18 protein-coding genes are annotated in these 18,063 nt (G+C 41.0%); 17 read left to right on the forward strand and 1 reads right to left on the reverse strand.

What is annotated here, in order from left to right:
• Positions 1-90: 90 nt before the first annotated feature.
• Positions 91-903, reverse strand: coding sequence for a type I methionyl aminopeptidase (gene map / locus IX83_RS04140; RefSeq protein ID WP_038499541.1), 813 nt, complete (start codon positions 901-903; stop codon positions 91-93).
• A 180-nt stretch (positions 904-1,083) separates the two neighbouring features.
• Between map and rpsB the strand changes: the two genes are divergently transcribed.
• The 17 genes from rpsB (at position 1,084) to IX83_RS04230 (ending at position 18,060) form a co-directional block, all read left to right on the forward strand.
• Positions 1,084-1,860 (forward strand): 30S ribosomal protein S2, encoded by a 777-nt coding sequence (gene rpsB, locus IX83_RS04145; protein ID WP_038499544.1) that lies wholly within the window; start codon positions 1,084-1,086, stop codon positions 1,858-1,860.
• A gap of 19 nt (positions 1,861-1,879) precedes the next feature.
• Positions 1,880-2,758 carry a translation elongation factor Ts gene (gene tsf / locus IX83_RS04150; RefSeq protein WP_038499545.1) on the forward strand — a complete coding sequence of 293 codons (879 nt, stop codon included), beginning with the start codon at positions 1,880-1,882 and terminating at the stop codon, positions 2,756-2,758.
• A gap of 730 nt (positions 2,759-3,488) precedes the next feature.
• Entirely contained in the window at positions 3,489-4,205 is a 717-nt protein-coding gene (pyrH, locus tag IX83_RS04160) for a UMP kinase (RefSeq protein ID WP_038499551.1), read from the forward strand.
• A gap of 24 nt (positions 4,206-4,229) precedes the next feature.
• The gene (gene frr, locus IX83_RS04165) at positions 4,230-4,790 is read left to right on the forward strand and encodes a ribosome recycling factor (RefSeq protein WP_038499555.1); all 561 of its coding nucleotides are present in this window, start codon (positions 4,230-4,232) and stop codon (positions 4,788-4,790) included.
• A 4-nt stretch (positions 4,791-4,794) separates the two neighbouring features.
• The gene (gene uppS, locus IX83_RS04170; RefSeq protein ID WP_038499558.1) at positions 4,795-5,544 is read left to right on the forward strand and encodes a polyprenyl diphosphate synthase; all 750 of its coding nucleotides are present in this window, start codon (positions 4,795-4,797) and stop codon (positions 5,542-5,544) included.
• 4 nt (positions 5,545-5,548) lie between these two features.
• The gene (locus tag IX83_RS04175) at positions 5,549-6,433 is read left to right on the forward strand and encodes a phosphatidate cytidylyltransferase (protein WP_038499561.1); all 885 of its coding nucleotides are present in this window, start codon (positions 5,549-5,551) and stop codon (positions 6,431-6,433) included.
• A 1-nt stretch (position 6,434) separates the two neighbouring features.
• Positions 6,435-7,613: a 1-deoxy-D-xylulose-5-phosphate reductoisomerase gene (gene dxr / locus IX83_RS04180; RefSeq protein ID WP_038499564.1), complete on the forward strand. Its 1,179-nt coding sequence runs from the start codon at positions 6,435-6,437 to the stop codon at positions 7,611-7,613.
• Entirely contained in the window at positions 7,603-8,952 is a 1,350-nt protein-coding gene (gene rseP, locus IX83_RS04185) for an RIP metalloprotease RseP (RefSeq protein WP_038499567.1), read from the forward strand. Before dxr ends, rseP begins: the two co-directional genes overlap by 11 nt.
• 82 nt (positions 8,953-9,034) lie before the next feature.
• Positions 9,035-11,386: an outer membrane protein assembly factor BamA gene (gene bamA / locus IX83_RS04190; RefSeq protein ID WP_038499570.1), complete on the forward strand. Its 2,352-nt coding sequence runs from the start codon at positions 9,035-9,037 to the stop codon at positions 11,384-11,386.
• Positions 11,387-11,404: 18 nt separating this feature from the next.
• A complete protein-coding gene (locus IX83_RS04195; RefSeq protein ID WP_038499572.1) occupies positions 11,405-11,923 on the forward strand; it encodes an OmpH family outer membrane protein in 519 nt (172 codons plus the stop codon).
• A 6-nt stretch (positions 11,924-11,929) separates the two neighbouring features.
• Positions 11,930-13,009, forward strand: coding sequence for a UDP-3-O-(3-hydroxymyristoyl)glucosamine N-acyltransferase (gene lpxD / locus IX83_RS04200; protein WP_038499575.1), 1,080 nt, complete (start codon positions 11,930-11,932; stop codon positions 13,007-13,009).
• Positions 13,010-13,013: 4 nt separating this feature from the next.
• On the forward strand, positions 13,014-13,460 hold the full coding sequence (gene fabZ, locus IX83_RS04205; RefSeq protein ID WP_038499578.1) for a 3-hydroxyacyl-ACP dehydratase FabZ: 447 nt from the start codon (positions 13,014-13,016) through the stop codon (positions 13,458-13,460).
• 21 nt (positions 13,461-13,481) lie between these two features.
• On the forward strand, positions 13,482-14,267 hold the full coding sequence (lpxA, locus tag IX83_RS04210) for an acyl-ACP--UDP-N-acetylglucosamine O-acyltransferase (protein WP_038499581.1): 786 nt from the start codon (positions 13,482-13,484) through the stop codon (positions 14,265-14,267).
• Entirely contained in the window at positions 14,268-15,413 is a 1,146-nt protein-coding gene (gene lpxB, locus IX83_RS04215; RefSeq protein ID WP_038499585.1) for a lipid-A-disaccharide synthase, read from the forward strand.
• A gap of 15 nt (positions 15,414-15,428) precedes the next feature.
• Positions 15,429-16,040 (forward strand): ribonuclease HII, encoded by a 612-nt coding sequence (gene rnhB, locus IX83_RS04220; protein WP_051919261.1) that lies wholly within the window; start codon positions 15,429-15,431, stop codon positions 16,038-16,040.
• Positions 16,041-16,112: 72 nt separating this feature from the next.
• Complete coding sequence (locus tag IX83_RS04225; RefSeq protein ID WP_038499588.1) at positions 16,113-17,198, forward strand: fatty acid desaturase; 1,086 nt, start codon at positions 16,113-16,115, stop codon at positions 17,196-17,198.
• Between the two features lie 106 nt (positions 17,199-17,304).
• Positions 17,305-18,060 carry a TrmH family RNA methyltransferase gene (locus tag IX83_RS04230; protein ID WP_038499591.1) on the forward strand — a complete coding sequence of 252 codons (756 nt, stop codon included), beginning with the start codon at positions 17,305-17,307 and terminating at the stop codon, positions 18,058-18,060.
• The last annotated feature ends 3 nt before the right edge of the window (positions 18,061-18,063 follow it).

An 18,063-nucleotide genomic window follows, 5' to 3' on the forward strand; every position in this document is an offset into this window, starting at 1 on the left:
AAAATTACCTAATACTTAAGCATAACTTTAAGTTATTTGTATAACCCATTGTTATGTATGGAATATTACCTTGCTAAAAAGCTTGTAAGGCTAAGTATTTGCAGATTTAACAAAACTCGGTGGCGGTGGGCAGTTCGGTGAAAGTGTTAATACCTCGTAACCATCAGCCGTCACGCGTACGACATGTTCCCACTGGGCAGTCAAACTATGATCCTTGGTAACGACTGTCCAGCCATCACTTAAATGTTTAATATCTTTTTTGCCTGCATTAATCATGGGTTCGATGGTAAAGGTAAGTCCTTCAAATAGCTTCATCCCAGTATTAGGTTTACCATAGTGAAGTATCTGGGGTTCATCGTGAAAAATCTTACCCACGCCGTGACCGCAATACTCGCGAACAACGGAAAAACCAGCATTCTGAGCATGTGTTTGAATCGCGTGTCCAATATCCCCTAAGGTAGCACCTGGGCGAACTTTTTCAATCCCTTTCCACATCGATTCGTAAGTAATATCAATCAGACGTTTAGCAAGTATGGATGGGGTGCCAACGGTAAACATGCGACTGGTATCCCCATACCAACCATCTTTAATAACCGTTACATCAATATTCAAAATGTCGCCGTTTTTAAGTTTCTTGTCATTTGGAATACCATGACATACCACGTGATTAGGTGAAATACAAACACTTCCGGGGTAAGGAGGGAATTCTGGGCTCATTTGATAGCCAATAGTGGCTGATTTAGCGTGCAATACCTCAGTGATATATTTCAAGCATAGCTGATCAAGCTCGTAAGTGGTCACACCTGCTTGTATAAAAGGTTCAATATAATCGAGTACACTGGCAGCAGCTTCGCAAGCAGCTTTCATTTTGGCAATATCTTGAGTTGTTTTTAAAATTTGCATAGTACTTGAACAAATAAGTTAAATAGGTGTATAATCAAAAGTCTTTGCTATTGATTTTAACATTTTCTTAGCAAAGAGAGTTATCTTTTTTAATATGTTTGGGTTTTTTCCTTAGGTGTTGGTGTTAAGGAATGCCAATTATCTAAACCCAAAAAAACGTAACCTTTGGAGTTATTTATTATGTCACTAATGCGTGAATTATTGGAAGCAGGTGCTCACTTTGGTCACCAAACTCGTTACTGGAACCCAAAAATGGCTCAGTACATTTTCGGTCAACGTAACAAAATCCATATCATTAACCTAGAAAAAACAGTAGAAAAATTTATCGATGCTACGGATAAAATTCGTAAAATTGCTGCGGAAGGCGGTAATATTCTATTCGTAGATACAAAACGTGCCGCTCGCGACATCATCGCTCAAGAAGCAGCTCGTTGCGGTATGCCTTATGTTAACAGCCGTTGGTTGGGCGGTATGATGACGAACTTTAAAACTGTAAAAAGTTCAATTAAACGCCTAAAAGACATGGAAGCAGCGGTTGAAAACGGTACAGCTGACCAGTTGACTAAGAAAGAAGCTTTGTTGTTTAAACGCAATCTTGAAAAATTAAACAAATCTTTTGGTGGTATTAAGAACATGACTCGCTTACCAGAAGCGATCTTTGTTATCGACGTAGGCTACCACAAAATTGCGATCCAAGAAGCTCGTACATTAAAGATTAAAGTATTTGGCGTGGTGGATACTAACCATAGCCCAGAGGGTATTGATTACGTGATTCCAGGTAACGATGACTCTGCAAAAGCAGTTGCTATTTACGCAAAAGGCGTTGCTGATGCGATTCTTGAAGGTCGTCAAGAGCGTCTAGATGGTACATTAAGCGAAATCAGTGCAAATGCTGACGAAGACGAAATCGCGGAAATGGACGCTGAAATCGTTACAGAAGATAATGCTCAAGAGTAATTAATTAACGGAGAATAGGATGGCTGCAATTACTGCTGCATTGGTAAAAGAACTGCGTGAAAAAACTGACGCTCCTATGATGGAGTGTAAGAAAGCTTTAACAGAAGCTGAGGGTAACTTAGAACGTGCTGAAGAGATTCTTCGTGTCAAACTAGGTAACAAGGCTAGTAAAGCTGCCACTCGTATTACTGCTGAAGGTCTAATTGGCTTGTTCATTTCTGATGATAACAAAACAGGTGCTATCATCGAAGTTAACTGCGAAACAGACTTTGTAGCGAAAAACGACGAGTTTGTGAACTTTGTAAACAGCTTGGCAAAACTAGTAGCTGAGAAAAACCCTGCTGACGTTGAAGCATTGGCTCAGTTGCCATTAGCTGATGGTACAGTAGAATCTGTACGTTCAGAGTTGGTTGGAAAAATTGGTGAAAACATGACGATTCGTCGTTTCCAACGTTTCCACACTGACCAACAATTAGCTAGCTATGTTCACGGTGGTCGTATTGGTGTATTAGTGGACTTCTCAGGTGCACCAGAAGTAGGTAAAGATTTGGCGATGCACATCGCTGCTACGAAACCTAAAGCATTAACAGCTGAGGGCGTGTCTGCTGAGGACGTGGCTCGTGAACGTTCAGTTGCTGAACAAAAAGCAGCTGAATCAGGTAAACCTGCTGATATCGTTGCTAAGATGGTTGAAGGCTCAATCGCTAAATTCCTAAAAGAAGTGACTTTATTGGCTCAACCATTCGTTAAAGATCCTAACGTTAGCGTTGAACAAATGCTTAAATCAAATAAAGCGAGCATCTCTGCATTTGCTTTATTCGTAGTAGGCGAAGGTATTGAAAAACGTACATTAGACTTTGCTGCTGAAGTGGCTGCTGCCGCTGCAGGCAATAACTAATCGTTCGTTTTAGTAAAAACCCGACAATAAACTGTCGGGTTTTTTTTATGAGCGCTAACCTGAAACGGTTATTAAATCATCAAAAGATCATCGAGCGTAAGATCGCTGAAAATAGAGAATCACCGAAAGAACATCAAGCCTTAGATCACTAAAAACAGAGGATCAGAAAAGACCCTCAAGCGTAAGATCACTGAAATCCAATAATACTCAAAGGACCATCGAGTGTAAGATGGCTGAAAATAGAGAATCATCAAAAGATCATCGAGTGTAAGATCGCTGAAAATAGAGGGTCACAAAAGACTATCAAGGGCAAGATCGCTGAAATCCAAGAATACTCAAAGGACCATCGAGTGCAAGATGCCTGAAAATAGTGAATCACCGAAAGAACATCAAGCCTTAGATCACTAAAAACAGAGGATCAGAAAAGACCATCAAACGTAAGATCGTTGAAAATAGAGAATCACCAAAGACAATCGAGCGTAAGATGGCTGAAAATAGACGATTACCAAAGATCATCAATCCTTTGATCACCAAAAACAGAAGTAAATAATTAAAAAGGGTAATGATCTCGCTGCATGCAGAATATTCAGCGATTCGTTTAAGGCCACACAACATACCAATATGAACCAAACATCCTATTTATCTTATCTGGGATGTGCTTGGGCTATTGTTTTATGGGGGCTAAGCTTGTTAAAATAGACGGAATTTTATTTACCCTCTTGGAACGAAAATGTCTGAACCAAAATTTAAACGTGTACTTTTAAAACTATCTGGCGAAGCACTTATGGGCGATGATCAGTTTGGTATCAATCGCTCAACGATTATTCGTATGACGGAAGAGATTGCTGAGATCGCAAAAATCGGAGTGGAATTAGCCATAGTTATTGGCGGCGGTAATATTTTTAGAGGTGTTGCTCCAGGTGCCCAAGGTATGGACCGTGCCACGGCTGATTATATGGGGATGATGGCAACCGTCATGAATTCGCTAGCACTTCAGGATGCTTTGAAACATCATGGGGTAGAGTCGCGTGTTCAATCTGCCTTAAATCTTGATCAGGTAGTAGAGCCTTATATTCGTTTGAAATCTTTGCATTATTTAGATGAAAAACGTACGGTAATCTTCGCCGGTGGTACTGGTAATCCGTTTTTTACCACGGATACGGCCGCAGCGTTAAGAGGTGCTGAGATAGGGGCTGAAGTTGTATTAAAAGCCACGAAAGTTGATGGTATTTACAGCAGCGACCCTAATAAAGATCCTAATGCGACGCTTTATCACAAAATCAGTTTTGATGAGTGCATTAGTCGTCGTTTAGAAGTGATGGATGCCACGGCGTTTGCCTTATGTCGTGATCAGAAGTTACCCATTCAAGTCTTCTCAATTAATAAGCCAGGTGCCTTAAAACGTGTTATTATGGGCGAACAAGAGGGTACTTTGGTACATATTTAATAGAAAATATAGAAAAGGGAATATATGAGTTTGTCAACTATCTTAAAAGAAACCGAACAGCGTATGAAAAAATCGATTGAAGCGCTGAAAACCAATCTTTCTAAAATCCGCACAGGACGTGCACATGCAGGCATTTTGGATCATGTACAAGTCGAGTATTATGGTTCTTTGGTGCCCGTTAGCCAAGTGGCTGCTGTTAACGTCGCAGACGCACGAACATTAACGGTTCAACCTTGGGAAAAGGGCATGGGTGCGGTGATTGAAAAGGCGATTCGTGAATCAGACCTAGGTTTGAATCCCGTAACAGCAGGCGATAGTATTCGTGTCCCGATGCCAGCTTTGACAGAAGAGCGTCGTAGAGACCTCACAAAAGTAGTCAGAAGCGAAGGGGAAGATGCGAAAATTGCTGTACGTAATCTAAGACGTGATGCGAACGACGATTTGAAAAAATTAGTAAAAGACAAGGAAATCTCTGAGGATGATGAACGTCGCGGTCAAGGCGATGTCCAAAAACTTACCGATAAATTTGTGGCGGAAATTGATACATTAGTGGCTCAGAAAGAATCTGAGATCATGACGATTTAATCATATGTATCAACAAAGTTCCACTTTGGTGATTCCTAATCATACAGAAAAGCCCAATCACATTGCCATTATTATGGATGGCAATGGAAGATGGGCAAAACAGCGTATGATGCCTCGAAATTTAGGACATATTTACGGCACCCGTGCGGTACGCCGAGCCGTTAAATACTGTCTGAAACATCAGATTCCGTATCTCACTTTATTTGCGTTTAGTTCAGAAAACTGGCGAAGACCTAAAGACGAGGTATCTTTACTGATGAATCTTTTTATTCGTTCACTAAAACGTGAGGTCCAAAAACTGAAAGCTCATGGTGTGCGATTAAAAGTGGTTGGAAAATTAAGTGATTTTTCTCAAGAATTACAACGAGAAATACACTACGCAGAAACCGAAACTGCTTGTAATGACAAGCTGGTATTAACGATTTGTGCGAATTATGGTGGCCGATGGGATATTTTAGAGGCAATCAAAAAAATGATGAATGAATATCCTAATCTGGCTGCAGAAGAATTACATGAGTCTCATTTATCGGCTCATTTGAGTATGTCTTGGGCCCCAGAACCTGATTTACTCATTCGAACTGGGGGAGAGAGTCGTTTGTCTAATTTTTTAATTTGGCAACTGGCTTATACCGAATTGTATTTTACTGACAAGTATTGGCCTGAGATGAATGATCAGGAGTTTGATAAAGCTTGTCAGTGGTATGCCCAAAGAGAGCGAAGATTCGGTCGTACCAGCGATCAACTAAAAGGTTAAAAAGATGCTTTTAAAGAGAATAATTACCGCTGTTGTTTTATTTGTTATTTTGCTGATAACGACCTTATCGAATAATCCTGTTTATTTTGGCCTGTTTTCGGCTTTGTTGGCCTCGCTTTGTGTGTGGGAAATGTTACGCATGATTTACACTCCTAATGCCAACAAGTATCTAAATTTGATGGTGTATTATGCGGTGCCAGCAGCGATTTACGGTTTGTTTTGTCTTATGATGACGCACCCCGCATGGATCGAAGCGGTATTAGGAGGATTTTTCTATTTGAATATTCTATTAGCGTTTTCGTGGTTAATTATTGCTCCCATGATTATGATCGCTAGAGAAAAAGCCTTACCAAAACTTAGCGTCCAACTTTTCATTGGTATATTCTGCATTTTAAGCATGATCTCAACTTGGATGACCGTATATACGTCTTACACCTTTGGCAAAAATGCAGGCATTCTCTTTCTTATCTCGTGGATGGCAATTGTCTGGGCTGCGGATATTATGGCTTATTTTGGCGGAAAATATTTCGGTGGCAGAAAGTTGGTCGTCTCTATTAGCCCTGGGAAAACCTTATCAGGTGCTTTGTGCGGTATTGCGGCAGGGGTATTTTGGACATGTTTATCCGTTGCGTTTAACGGTTCATTTGGACATGCATTATATGCGAATCCTTACAGTTTAGATTGGTCAGCCCCCATTATTGCGGGTTTGGTGATCTCTGTCTTGTCCATCGTGGGCGATTTATTTGAATCCATGATTAAACGTTATGTGGGCGTAAAAGATTCCAGTCAATTATTGCCAGGACATGGCGGTGTATGGGATAGAATGGACTCACTGCTAGCGATTGCACCAGTCATCTATATTTTTTGGTATTTAAGTGGCCTACAATAATATGGAAAATGTTGTGATATTGGGTGCTACGGGATCCATAGGTAAAAATACCTTAAATGTTATAGCTAGCCACCCTGATAAGTTTAAGGTGTATGCGTTAACGGCTCATCGTAACACTAAAATGCTATTTGAACAGGCGAAAGTTTTTTTGCCCAACGTCTTGGTCGTAGGGTCAAAAGATGCTGTACAAGAACTCAATACCTATTATGAAAGTTGTCCCGAACTGACGGTCCCAAAAATTTTAGTAGGGCAAGAGGGCTTGTGTGAAGTGGCTCAAGATTCAGCGGTAGATACCGTGGTGGCAGCGATTGTGGGCATTGCAGGATTATCGTCTGTGTTCTCAGCAGCGAAAGCAGGCAAAAAAATTCTGTTAGCCAATAAGGAATCCTTGGTGGCAGCAGGCGATTTGTTCTTAAAAACCGTACAAGCCAGTGGCGCTACCTTATTGCCAGTAGATTCTGAGCATAATGCGATTTTTCAGTGCCTAAACCAAAATCAAGCCAAGATGCTTAGAAGACTGATTTTAACCGCATCAGGTGGCCCATTCTTGAATACACCATTAGCGGAACTGGCCCAAGTCACTCCTGAACAAGCCTGCAAACATCCTAACTGGTCGATGGGAAGAAAAATCTCGGTTGACTCGGCTACCATGGCTAATAAAGGCTTAGAGGTAATTGAGGCTTATTATCTTTTTGGGGTTCAAAGAGAACAGATAGAAGTGTTGATTCACCCCCAAAGTGTCGTCCATTCAATGGTAGAGTATGCAGATGGTTCCATTTTGGCACAAATGGGCTATGCCGATATGCGTATTCCTATTTCTTACGCACTCGCTTATCCTGATCGCATCAGTAGCAATGTGCCAACGTTTAACCTAAGCCAGTTAACAGAATTACGTTTTTCATTGCCAGATTATGACAAATTTACCTGTTTGAAACTGGCTTACGATGCCTTATCATTAGGTTCTGCCTACTGTAATGCGTTTAATGCGGCTAATGAAATGTTGGTTAATACATTCTTGAATAAAGAAATTAGCTATCCTCGCATTGCACAAGGGATTGAAGCGATATTAAATGATATGGTGGCCGAGAATTTACCCGCACCTCAATCCTTAGATGATGTCTATGATACAGATTTAATGGTGCGTGAAAAAACAATTTTATGGATAAGAAATGCTCAGTAGTCTTATATTTTTTATTATTACGATTTTAATCACGGTAAGTTTTCATGAGTGGGGACATTATCTCGCTTGTCGTTTGTTTGGCGTGCGAGTTGAACGTTTTTCGATTGGGTTTGGCAAAATTCTATTGAAAAAAATAGACAAAAAGGGGACTGAATGGGCGATTTCGGCGGTTCCTTTAGGTGGTTATGTGAAACCCTTAGCTGAGCCGATAGAAACGGATATTCACAAAAATGAAGCCTTATCGCAAAAAACACCTTTTCAACGATTTATCATCTTTTTTGCAGGGCCTTTCTTTAGCTTATTATTAGCGGTGATTATCTACACAGGTATCAATATTTACGGTCAAGAAGAGCCGATTCCCTTGTTAGAAACGCCCGTTGCTGGGTCTATTGCACACGCAGCAGGCATTCAAAAGGGAGATTTAATTCTTGAAATTAATGGTGTGCCCGTAAAAGGTTGGAACCAATTTAACGCTCGTTTGGTGGGGCCGATGACTTTGGGCGGTCAGGTAAATTTAAAATTGCTTCAAGCTAATGGTGAGAGTAAAAGTATTACCTTAAATTTTCCCACCCAAACAGGTAATCTTGAAAAAGTCGATTTTAATAAATTATCAGGTATTCGTCTAAAATCGCCTATCACCACCATTGGTGAGATTATTCCAGGCGGACCTGCTGAACAAGCTGGATTGAAAGCAGGGGATGTGATTCTCTCTATCCAAGGCTTATTGCCGAATGAGGGCCTAAATCCGAGTAGTTTAGTCGATATGATTGCCAAACACCCCGAAGAAACCTTAGTTTTTAATATCGAAAGAGATCATAAATTACTTGATATCCCAGTGAACACTATTCGTGTTGCGGTGCCAAATCAAAAAGGTGGCAAAGACTTCCTCGGCAGAATCAATGCTCGTATTCAAGCAAAATACGCCACTGAAGTGATTAAAATGTCTCCTGTAGAGGCCATCTTTGCTGCGTTTTCACAGACTTACATGACATTTTCTCAAAGTGTGACCTCGATCATTAAAATGGTTCGTGGCGAAATCTCTGTTAAAAATTTAAGTGGCCCGATTTCTATTGCCAATTATGCTGGCAAAACAGCCAGTTATGGTGTTATCACTTTTTTAAAATTCATTGCTTTGATTACCATTAGTTTGGGCGTGTTTAATTTAATCCCCATCCCTGGCTTAGATGGCGGTCAAATGCTCACTAGCGTTGTCGAAATGATTATTCGTCGCCCCTTGTCAGCACAGGTGCAGATGGCCTTAACTGTCACGGGTTACACTATTTTATTGGCGTTAATGATTTTTACGTTTACATTGGATATACAAAGATTAAGCTCCTAGCGTATTTTCAGTGTATTTTTTTTATTTATGGCTTAAAATCTAAACTTACAGACTTAGTTAAATATCATCAAAGGAATTATGTATGGCATCGCGTCCATTTAAAACATTTAAAAAATCAGCTTTATTTGTCGCTTTGGGCTTGAGTACGTCTATGGCAGCTCAGGCTTTTATCGTTAAAGATATTCAAATAAAAGGGCTAGAAAGCACGGATTCATCGATGATTTACTCTCGCTTGCCTATCAAGGTAGGTCAAGATTTTAATGCAGCGAGTTCATCTCGTTTAATTCACGCTTTGTACAACACAGGTCTTTTTTCTGATGTACAGTTATTTTCAAATAATGGCGTATTGACTATCCAAGTTAAAGAGCGTCCGATTATTTCTGCCATTACCATAAAAGGGGCACGCGTATTTTCCGCTGATGATATTACGAAAGGTTTAGCAAATGGTGGACTAAGCACTGGTCGCACGTTTGACCCCTCTATGGTAGAGTTGGCGATTAACCAGATTAAACAAGAATACCAAAACAGAGGTCGTTATGGTGTTGATATTCAAGCCTCCCAAACACCGTTACCTAATAACCGCGTAGGGATTAACTTTACGATTAACGAGGGGGTGAGTGCGAGAATTGAGAATATTACCATCATCGGTAATCACGCTTTTTCAACCTCTAAAATTTTAGATAGCATTACCTCTACAACACCTGGTTTTATGACGTGGTACACAGGTAGTGATAAGTACTCAGCTGATAATGTAACCGCTGATATTAATGCGATTAGAAACTTGTATCTGAATAACGGTTATTTTAATGTTATCGTTGCTCCGCCACAAGTCGCCATTTCACCTACACGTCAGAAGATTAGCCTTACTTATACGATTACAGAGGGTAGTCCGTATCACATCCAACGTGTGCGTTTAGCAGGTAATTTATTGGACAGAGATGGTGAGTTATATGAATTGGTCACGATTAAAGACGGTGAACTATATAACGCAGAGAAGTTGAATAAAATTATCTCCAACATTACAGACCATTTGGGCAAATATGGTTTTGCCATGGCTAAAGCGACACCTTCTATCATTCCAAACGAACAAGATAAGACGTTGGATATCGTGATTGATGTCCAACCAGGTCGTCCTGTTTATGTACGTCGAATTAATATCGGCGGTAACACACGAACACGTGATGCGGTGATTCGTCGTGAAATTCGTCAGCAGGAATCAGCATGGTATAACTCTGAACAGTTGGCACTATCGCAGTTGCGTTTGAATCGTTTAGGTTATTTTGATGATGTCAAAATCACCCAAGCCCCTGTTGCAGACACCAATGACCAGATCGATATTGACGTAAATGTCGTTGAAAAACCGCTAGGGATGATTAACCTAGGGGTGGGGTATGGTAGTACGGATAAGTTGTCTTTCCAAGGAAGTATCTCACAATCGAATATTTTTGGTTCAGGTACAGACTTGGCTTTGGCGGTAAATACAGGCCGCACCAGTACCGTATATTCGATTACCCACGTGGATCCTTACTTTACCTCTAGTGGGATTAGTCGTACTACGTCTTTGTACTATCGTAAACTAAAACCTTATAACAACAGTAGCTATTACTCAGGTAACTATTCGACTAAAACACTCGGTTTGAGCATGAATTTTGGTATTCCTATTTCAGAAACCGATCGTGTTTACAGTGGATTTACCGTTGAACGAAACATTATTGAATTGCCAGACAGTAATTCAAATATTCCTGTTGCTCGAGCTTATCACGACTATGTGGACGAATACGGTAAGACCAATAACTCGTTAGTATTGAACTTTGGTTGGGGTAAAGATACGCGTAATGACTCGATCGCACCAACAGAAGGTCATGTGTTATCGTTAAATGCTGATGTGGGCGTATGGGGGCTAAAATACTATCTATTAAGTGCAACTGCCCAAAAATACGTACCGCTATCAAGCGATTTTACGTTGGCCTTTAACTTTGCAGCGGACTACGGTAGAAGCCTAGACAGCAGCAAGAGTTATCCTGTTATTAAAAACGTTTATCTAGGCGGTATTGGCTCGGTAAGAGGATATGATTCGTCTTCATTAGGCCCACGCGATTTGGATACAGGTGACTATATTGGTGGTCAAGCTCGTCTTTATGCCAATGCACAGCTTTATCTTCCATTCCCTGGTACACACCATGATCGCAGTTTAAGATGGTTCTTATTTGCCGATGCAGGTAAGCTGACAACCACTGGAAAAACCGTTTGCGTAAATGGTAATAACCGAGTAGGTACGGTTGAAGATCCTTGCGGTTGGCGTTATTCTGCTGGGGTAGGATTGTCATGGAATTCTCCTATCGGACCATTGCAGTTCTCATACGCCAGACCGTTGAACAAAAAACCGGGTGATGCGACAGAATATTTCCAATTCCAAATTGGTACCTCTTTCTAATTTTTTAAGGATTCTTATATGAAAAAATTAATTATTTCTTCTGTTATTGCAGGTCTTTGTGCCGTTTCTGTTGCCGCTACTCCTGCGACTAATGAAGCGCCTTTAAAGATTGGTTTTGTTAATACGAATAAAATCTTGCATGATTCTGCTCCTGCTAAAGAAGCCCAAAGCAAACTTGAGGCTGAATTTAAAAAACGTGAAGATGATTGGCAGAAGAAATTTAATGATTTGCAAGCTAAGTATGAACAATATAAAAAGAATTCTTCTATCATGAACGATACACAGCTGAAAAAAGCTGAGAATGAGATCAAAGACTTAGAAACGTATTTAAGTCGTCAAAAACGCGAAATCCAAGAAGACTTTGATCGTCGTCGTAATGAGATTATCGCCTCTATCGTTGAAAAAGCTAACCAAGCGATTGATGATATTGCGAAAAAAGAAAACTATGATTTGATTTTGCAAGATGCGGTAACCGTTAGTGACCGTATTGATATTACGGATGAAGTATTAAAACTTCTTGGTACTAAAAATAACTAAGCTGATATGACCGCGATTCATTTATCTGCACTGATGCAGCAGGCACCGTTACAAGGGATTGAGTACACCATCCATGGTGATGAACAGGTGCTGATTGAGCATATTGCTTCGCTTGAAAAAGCCGATAAGAAGAGTATTTGTTTTTTGGCGAATCCCAAATACTTTCCTTTGCTTTTAAGCAGTCAAGCGACGGCGGTGATCATGCCACAAAGAGGGCTGGATGAGATTAAAGAAAGACAAATCCCCATCTCTTTTACCGTGGTGGTCTGTGAAGATCCTTACCTGATGTTTGCTCGTCTAAGCCAGTACTTTGACCAAGAACGCTTGGATCAGATGCACACAGGTATTTCGGATAAAGCCGAGATTCATCCAACCGCAAAACTAGGTAAAAACGTGACGATTGGTCCTTTTGCGGTGATCGAAAAAGACGTGGTGATTGGTGATAACACGATTATATCGGCAGGCTGTTTTGTCGGGGCCTCGACCGTTATTGGTCACCATAATATTCTTTACCCCAACGTCACGATTTATCATCACGTAACGATTGGAAATCAGTGTATTATTCATTCTGGCGTGGTGATTGGTGCCGATGGTTTTGGTAATGCTCCTGATCATACGGTGGAAAAAGGGGCGTGGTCTAAGATTGCTCAGTTGGGTAGTGTACAAATTGGCGATAAGGTAGAAATTGGGGCGAACACCACGATTGATCGCGGTGCAATTGATGATACGATTATCAAAGATGGGGCGAGAATTGATAATCTGGTGATGATTGCACATAATGTTCATATCGGCCGTCATACCGCCGTTGCAGGTTGTGTTGCCATCGCGGGTTCTACGCATATTGGCGATCATTGTATTCTGGGTGGTGCCGTGATGATGTCGGGACATCTGGACATTGCTGATGGCGTCACTTTTTCAGGCGGTTCAAGTGTGATGTCAAACATCAAAAAACCTGGACAATACACTTCTGTATTCCCGCTTATGGAACACAAAGAATGGCAAAAAAATGCAGCAGTCGTTACCCAATTAGCTTCATTGAGAAAGAGAATTCAACAGTTAGAACATCAACTTAAACAGGAAACTTGAGAAAATGCAAATTGATATTCAAGGGATCATGGAACGTATTCCACATCGTTATCCGATGCTTTTAGTCGATCGCGTATTAGAAATGCAACCGGGCAAGAGTATAAAAGCCATTAAAAATGTGTCTATTGGCGAACCATTTTTCACTGGCCATTTTCCTCATTTGCCAGTCATGCCAGGTGTATTAATCATCGAGGCGTTAGCACAAGCAGCGGCTATTTTTACATTCAGTACCGAAGATGGTAGCACTTTGGATCCATCTAAAACAGGTTATTACTTGGTGGGGATTGATAATGCACGTTTTCGTCGTCCTGTTGTGCCAGGCGATCAGCTCGTGTTAAATGCCGAAGCGATCCGTGTCAGCAAAGCGATGTCAAAATACAAGGCATGGGCCACTGTCGATGACCAATTAGTCGCCGAAGCCACGATTATGTGTGCGGTGCGTGATTTATAAAAGATTGAAGAAGGTTATTGCATGAACATCCATCCTACGGCCATTATCCACCCAGGTGCTAAGTTACACCCCAGTGTGAAAGTGGGGGCCTATACTGAAATTCATGAACATGTCTCTATCGATGAGGGGACCGTTATCGGTTCTCATTGTGTGATTGATGGACATACTCGTATTGGTAAACACAATCATTTTTATCGTTTTTGTTCCATTGGTGGTATGCCTCAGGACAAAAAATATGCGAATGAACCGACCCGCCTAGAAATCGGTGATCACAATACCATACGTGAATTTGTGACGATCAGCACAGGAACCATCCAAGATCAAGGGGTCACCAAACTGGGCGATGATAACTGGATTATGGCCTATGTGCATATTGCCCATGACTGCGTGATCGGCAGTCACACGATATTAGCCAATGGTGTCCAATTAGCAGGTCATGTTCATATTGGTGATTGGGCGATTATCGGTGGATTAAGTGCTTCACACCAGTTTGTCAATATTGGGGAACATTCCATGACAGGCGGAATGAGTGCGATTCGCCAAAATATCGCTCCTTACAGCTTGGGGGCAGGTCAACCTTATCATCCTGTTGGCATTAATAGTGAGGGGCTAAAAAGAAGAGGGTTCACCGCTGAACAAATCGCTTTGTTAAGAGAGTGTTTTAAAATTATCTTTAAACGCCAACTTAGCACCAGCGAAGCGTTGATACAAGTTCAAGCCCTACAACAAGAACATCCCGAACATAAAAATATCATCGAACCCTATATCCAGTTTTTGTCTCATTCAGAACGAGGCATTGGACGTTAAATGAAGAAAATTGGTATCGTTGCAGGTGAACCATCTGGCGATCTCATTGCTTCAAGACTGATGCAATCGATGAATGCCCAATACATCGGGATAGGTGGTCCTCATATGCAAAAAGAGGGCTTAGACAGTTTGTACAATATGGATGTACTGAGCGTATTTGGTTATGTAGATGCGTTAAAAAGTCTGCCTAAGCTCATCCATACTTATTATGGACTAAAAGACCAATTACTAAAAAGCCAATTAGATGTGTTTGTGGGAATTGATGCACCAGACTTTAATTTAAGACTGGAACACGCCCTTAAACAAAAAGGCATTCCCACTGTTCATTACGTCAGTCCTTCGATTTGGGCATGGCGTTATGAGCGTATCCATAAGATTCGTGAAGCGGTTTCACATATGTTGGTTTTGTTTCCCTTTGAAGTAGCGATTTATGAGAAAGAGGGGATTCCTGTCACATTTGTTGGCCATCCATTAGCGTCACAAATCCCCGCAAACCCCGATCCTTTGATCTCTAGAGAACGATTAGGGATTGCAAAAGACAAACCTGTTTTGGCGATTTTGCCAGGTAGTCGCCAGACAGAAATTGAGCTTTTGGCGCCTCGCTTCTTAGAAACGGCCCAAAAACTCCAACAAGAACATCCTGACATCTGTTTTATCGTGCCGCTGGTAAATGAAAAAAGGGCCAAACAGTTTAAAGCGATCTTAAAAAATTATCCTCTTAAAAACCTTTTCTTATTCCAAGAACCTGTTTCAAACTGGCCGATTGCTTGGGATGTGATGCAAGCCTGCGATGCGGCACTGGTCGCTAGTGGGACTGCCTGTCTAGAACTGGCTTTATTCCAGAAACCCATGGTCATTTCTTATGTGTTAAGTCCTTTGATGAAAACGATTATGAAATGGAAATCAGGCCAAGACAAACCAAATATACCTTGGGTAGGCTTGCCTAATATTCTTCTCAGTGAGTTTGCGGTACCCGAGTTATTGCAAGATCAGGCAACGGTAGCCAATTTATATCAAGCCTGCATAGAAGCCTTGTTTGATACGAGTCACCGTGATGTGGTGAAGAAAAAATTCCAGACGATTCATCAGATGTTGCATCAAGACACGGCTAAACTTGCTTCAGAGGCCATTGCACGTCTTGCCTGATATCTAGAGATGATCATGTATCAAAGCGAACTTAATTTTGAGGAATCTTTGCAACCATCTATTTATATCGCTGGGATTGATGAAGCGGGCAGAGGTCCTTTGGCTGGCGATGTATTTGCGGCGGCCGTGATACTGGACCCTCAGTGCGAAATCACGGGGTTAAATGATTCAAAAAAATTAAGTGCCGCTAAACGAGAGGCATTGGCACAAAGGATCAAAGAAAAAGCACTGGCCTATGCAATTGCTCATGTGTCGCCTCAAGTCATCGATGAGATCAATATTTTGCAAGCTACGTTACAAGCGATGAGAGAAGCTTTTTTGCAACTTCCCATACCTGCTCAACGTGCATTGATCGATGGCAATAAAATCCCTGAAAACATGCCTGTTCCTTGTGAAGCCGTGATTAAAGGGGACCAAAAACATCCTTGCATTATGGCCGCTTCGATCCTAGCGAAAACCGCTCGTGATGAACATATTATGCAAGCACATCAACAATATCCTGAATACGGCTTTGACCAACATAAAGGCTATGGTACTGCCTTGCATTTAGAGAACTTAAAAAAATACGGGCCAAGTCCGATTCATCGTTTTAGTTTTGCACCCGTTAAACAATCTATAAAAAAATAATCTGTCAGTTTTTTGTCAGCTTTTATAAAATTGGTTATAATGCTGGTTTTACATTACGAATATAGGACGTTTATGTCTTCTGATACACACATTACACCTATTCCACCTAATGAGACTTTACCACCACGTAAAGTCATCCGTGGTTGGATCGCTGGCTTTGCTAATGAGAAAAACACAGTAAGAGCGATTATCTTGATGAGTATTGATATCGTACTGTTTTTCGCCACGTTAGCAGGGGTGGTTTTATTTGATTTTTGGCTTTGGAAACTATTTTGTTCCTTGCTTTGCGGGTTTGTCATTGGTCGTTTATTTATTATTGGACATGATGCGTGTCATCAGAGTTTGACGGACAATCGTAAATTAAACAAAATTTTAGGTCGCATTGCTTTTTTACCCTCTGTCTCGCCCTATAGTTTGTGGGATGTAGGGCATAATGTGGTCCATCATGGTTATACGAATTTAAAAGGTGTGGACTTTGTATGGGCTCCCTCAAGCAAAGAGGAATACGATGCGATGAGTCCTCTACGCCAGTGGCTAGAACGCGTGTATCGTAGTGGCTGGGCCCCAGGTTTGTATTACATGATTGAAATCTGGTGGAAACGTATGATGTTCCCCTCTAAGGCCTATATGGGTACACAGCGTAAAAGCTTTTTCTGGGATGGCTTATTGTGCAGTGTTTTTGGTATCGCTTGGGCAGGCGTGATGATTGGCTTGGCGATGATAACGCAACAGTCGATTGTGTTGTTATTATTGCTTGGCTGGGCCGTACCATTATTCTTTTGGTTCAGTATGATTGGATTGGTAGTATATGTTCATCATACTCATACGAAAGTTGTTTGGCATGATGATAAGAAAGAGTGGGCCGAAGCAGCACCGTTTGTTTCAACGACCGTGCACCATACCTTTAAAATGAATTTTGGAGCGTTGTTGCATCATATTATGGAACATACTGCTCATCACGTGGATATGAGTATTCCTTTATATGAGTTAAAAAAGGCCCAATCCACATTAGAAGAGATACTCCCAGAACGTATCGTGATTCAACCATTTAGTTGGGATTGGTATATGCGTACGGCTCGTGCATGTAAACTTTACGATTTCAAACATAAGGTTTGGACGGATTTTGACGGCAAGCCTATTGAACGAGACGAAGTTTAAAGCTGTATAGAAAACCGATGTATCCCAGCATCGGTTTTTTACTAATTCAGACCTCTTTTTATGATACATTAATCCAAGAACGATCACGATACCTGTTGGAGACCTTATGAATTTTATTACCTCAAAAGAAAATCATTTATTTAAACGATGGAAAAAGCTTCCTAAAGAACAGGTATTGCTAGAGGGGGAACATCTTTGTCAATCATGGTTATCGACTTATGGAAAGCCAAAAGCCACGCTGATTTCGGAACATGCCGTCGGTAAATATGCTCGTTACGGTCACCAAGATGGACAAACCTTTATATTAGCCGATCGATTATTTAACCAATTATCCTCTGTTCCGAGTCCACAAGGGGTGATGTACTGGGTCGATATCCCCATCGAAAACACCCAAGAGGTCTTAGAAGAAAATGCTTTATTACTGGACCGCATACAAGATCCTGGTAATTTAGGGACGATACTCAGAAATGCCGCTGCGGCAGGCGTTCGCTTGGTGTATCTGTCCTCAGGCTGTGCTAATCCTTGGTCAGACAAAGTATTAAGAAGTGCACAAGGGGCTCATTTTGTGCTAAAAATCTTAACTCAACAAAACTTATCTCAAGTGATTCAACACAAAAAAATTCCAATTTTTGCGACCACCTTGTCTAAAACCGCTAAAAATCTATATACGTTTAACATTCCACCATCATGTGCTTGGTTGATGGGAAACGAGGGTAGTGGGATAGAAAAAACATTATTAGACTTGGTTGATGACAGTATTTTTATTCCCCAAGACTCATGCGTAGAGTCTTTAAATGTAGGCGTTGCCAGTGCATTGGTTTTGTTCGAGCAGCGCCGACAATCTTTTTATAGTCAAAAATAAATT

The sequence above is a fragment of the Basilea psittacipulmonis DSM 24701 genome (assembly GCF_000743945.1).
GTDB lineage: Bacteria > Pseudomonadota > Gammaproteobacteria > Burkholderiales > Burkholderiaceae_B > Basilea > Basilea psittacipulmonis.

Bases quoted from the DNA above. Each gene is read 5' to 3' on its own strand.
- map (WP_038499541.1), bottom strand. From the start codon at position 903: ATGCAAATTTTAAAAACAACTCAAGATATTGCCAAAATGAAAGCTGCT.
- rpsB (WP_038499544.1), top strand. From the start codon at position 1,084: ATGTCACTAATGCGTGAATTATTGGAAGCAGGTGCTCACTTTGGTCAC.
- tsf (WP_038499545.1), top strand. From the start codon at position 1,880: ATGGCTGCAATTACTGCTGCATTGGTAAAAGAACTGCGTGAAAAAACT.
- pyrH (WP_038499551.1), top strand. From the start codon at position 3,489: ATGTCTGAACCAAAATTTAAACGTGTACTTTTAAAACTATCTGGCGAA.
- frr (WP_038499555.1), top strand. From the start codon at position 4,230: ATGAGTTTGTCAACTATCTTAAAAGAAACCGAACAGCGTATGAAAAAA.
- uppS (WP_038499558.1), top strand. From the start codon at position 4,795: ATGTATCAACAAAGTTCCACTTTGGTGATTCCTAATCATACAGAAAAG.
- IX83_RS04175 (WP_038499561.1), top strand. From the start codon at position 5,549: ATGCTTTTAAAGAGAATAATTACCGCTGTTGTTTTATTTGTTATTTTG.
- dxr (WP_038499564.1), top strand. From the start codon at position 6,435: ATGGAAAATGTTGTGATATTGGGTGCTACGGGATCCATAGGTAAAAAT.
- rseP (WP_038499567.1), top strand. From the start codon at position 7,603: ATGCTCAGTAGTCTTATATTTTTTATTATTACGATTTTAATCACGGTA.
- bamA (WP_038499570.1), top strand. From the start codon at position 9,035: ATGGCATCGCGTCCATTTAAAACATTTAAAAAATCAGCTTTATTTGTC.
- IX83_RS04195 (WP_038499572.1), top strand. From the start codon at position 11,405: ATGAAAAAATTAATTATTTCTTCTGTTATTGCAGGTCTTTGTGCCGTT.
- lpxD (WP_038499575.1), top strand. From the start codon at position 11,930: ATGACCGCGATTCATTTATCTGCACTGATGCAGCAGGCACCGTTACAA.
- fabZ (WP_038499578.1), top strand. From the start codon at position 13,014: ATGCAAATTGATATTCAAGGGATCATGGAACGTATTCCACATCGTTAT.
- lpxA (WP_038499581.1), top strand. From the start codon at position 13,482: ATGAACATCCATCCTACGGCCATTATCCACCCAGGTGCTAAGTTACAC.
- lpxB (WP_038499585.1), top strand. From the start codon at position 14,268: ATGAAGAAAATTGGTATCGTTGCAGGTGAACCATCTGGCGATCTCATT.
- rnhB (WP_051919261.1), top strand. From the start codon at position 15,429: ATGTATCAAAGCGAACTTAATTTTGAGGAATCTTTGCAACCATCTATT.
- IX83_RS04225 (WP_038499588.1), top strand. From the start codon at position 16,113: ATGTCTTCTGATACACACATTACACCTATTCCACCTAATGAGACTTTA.
- IX83_RS04230 (WP_038499591.1), top strand. From the start codon at position 17,305: ATGAATTTTATTACCTCAAAAGAAAATCATTTATTTAAACGATGGAAA.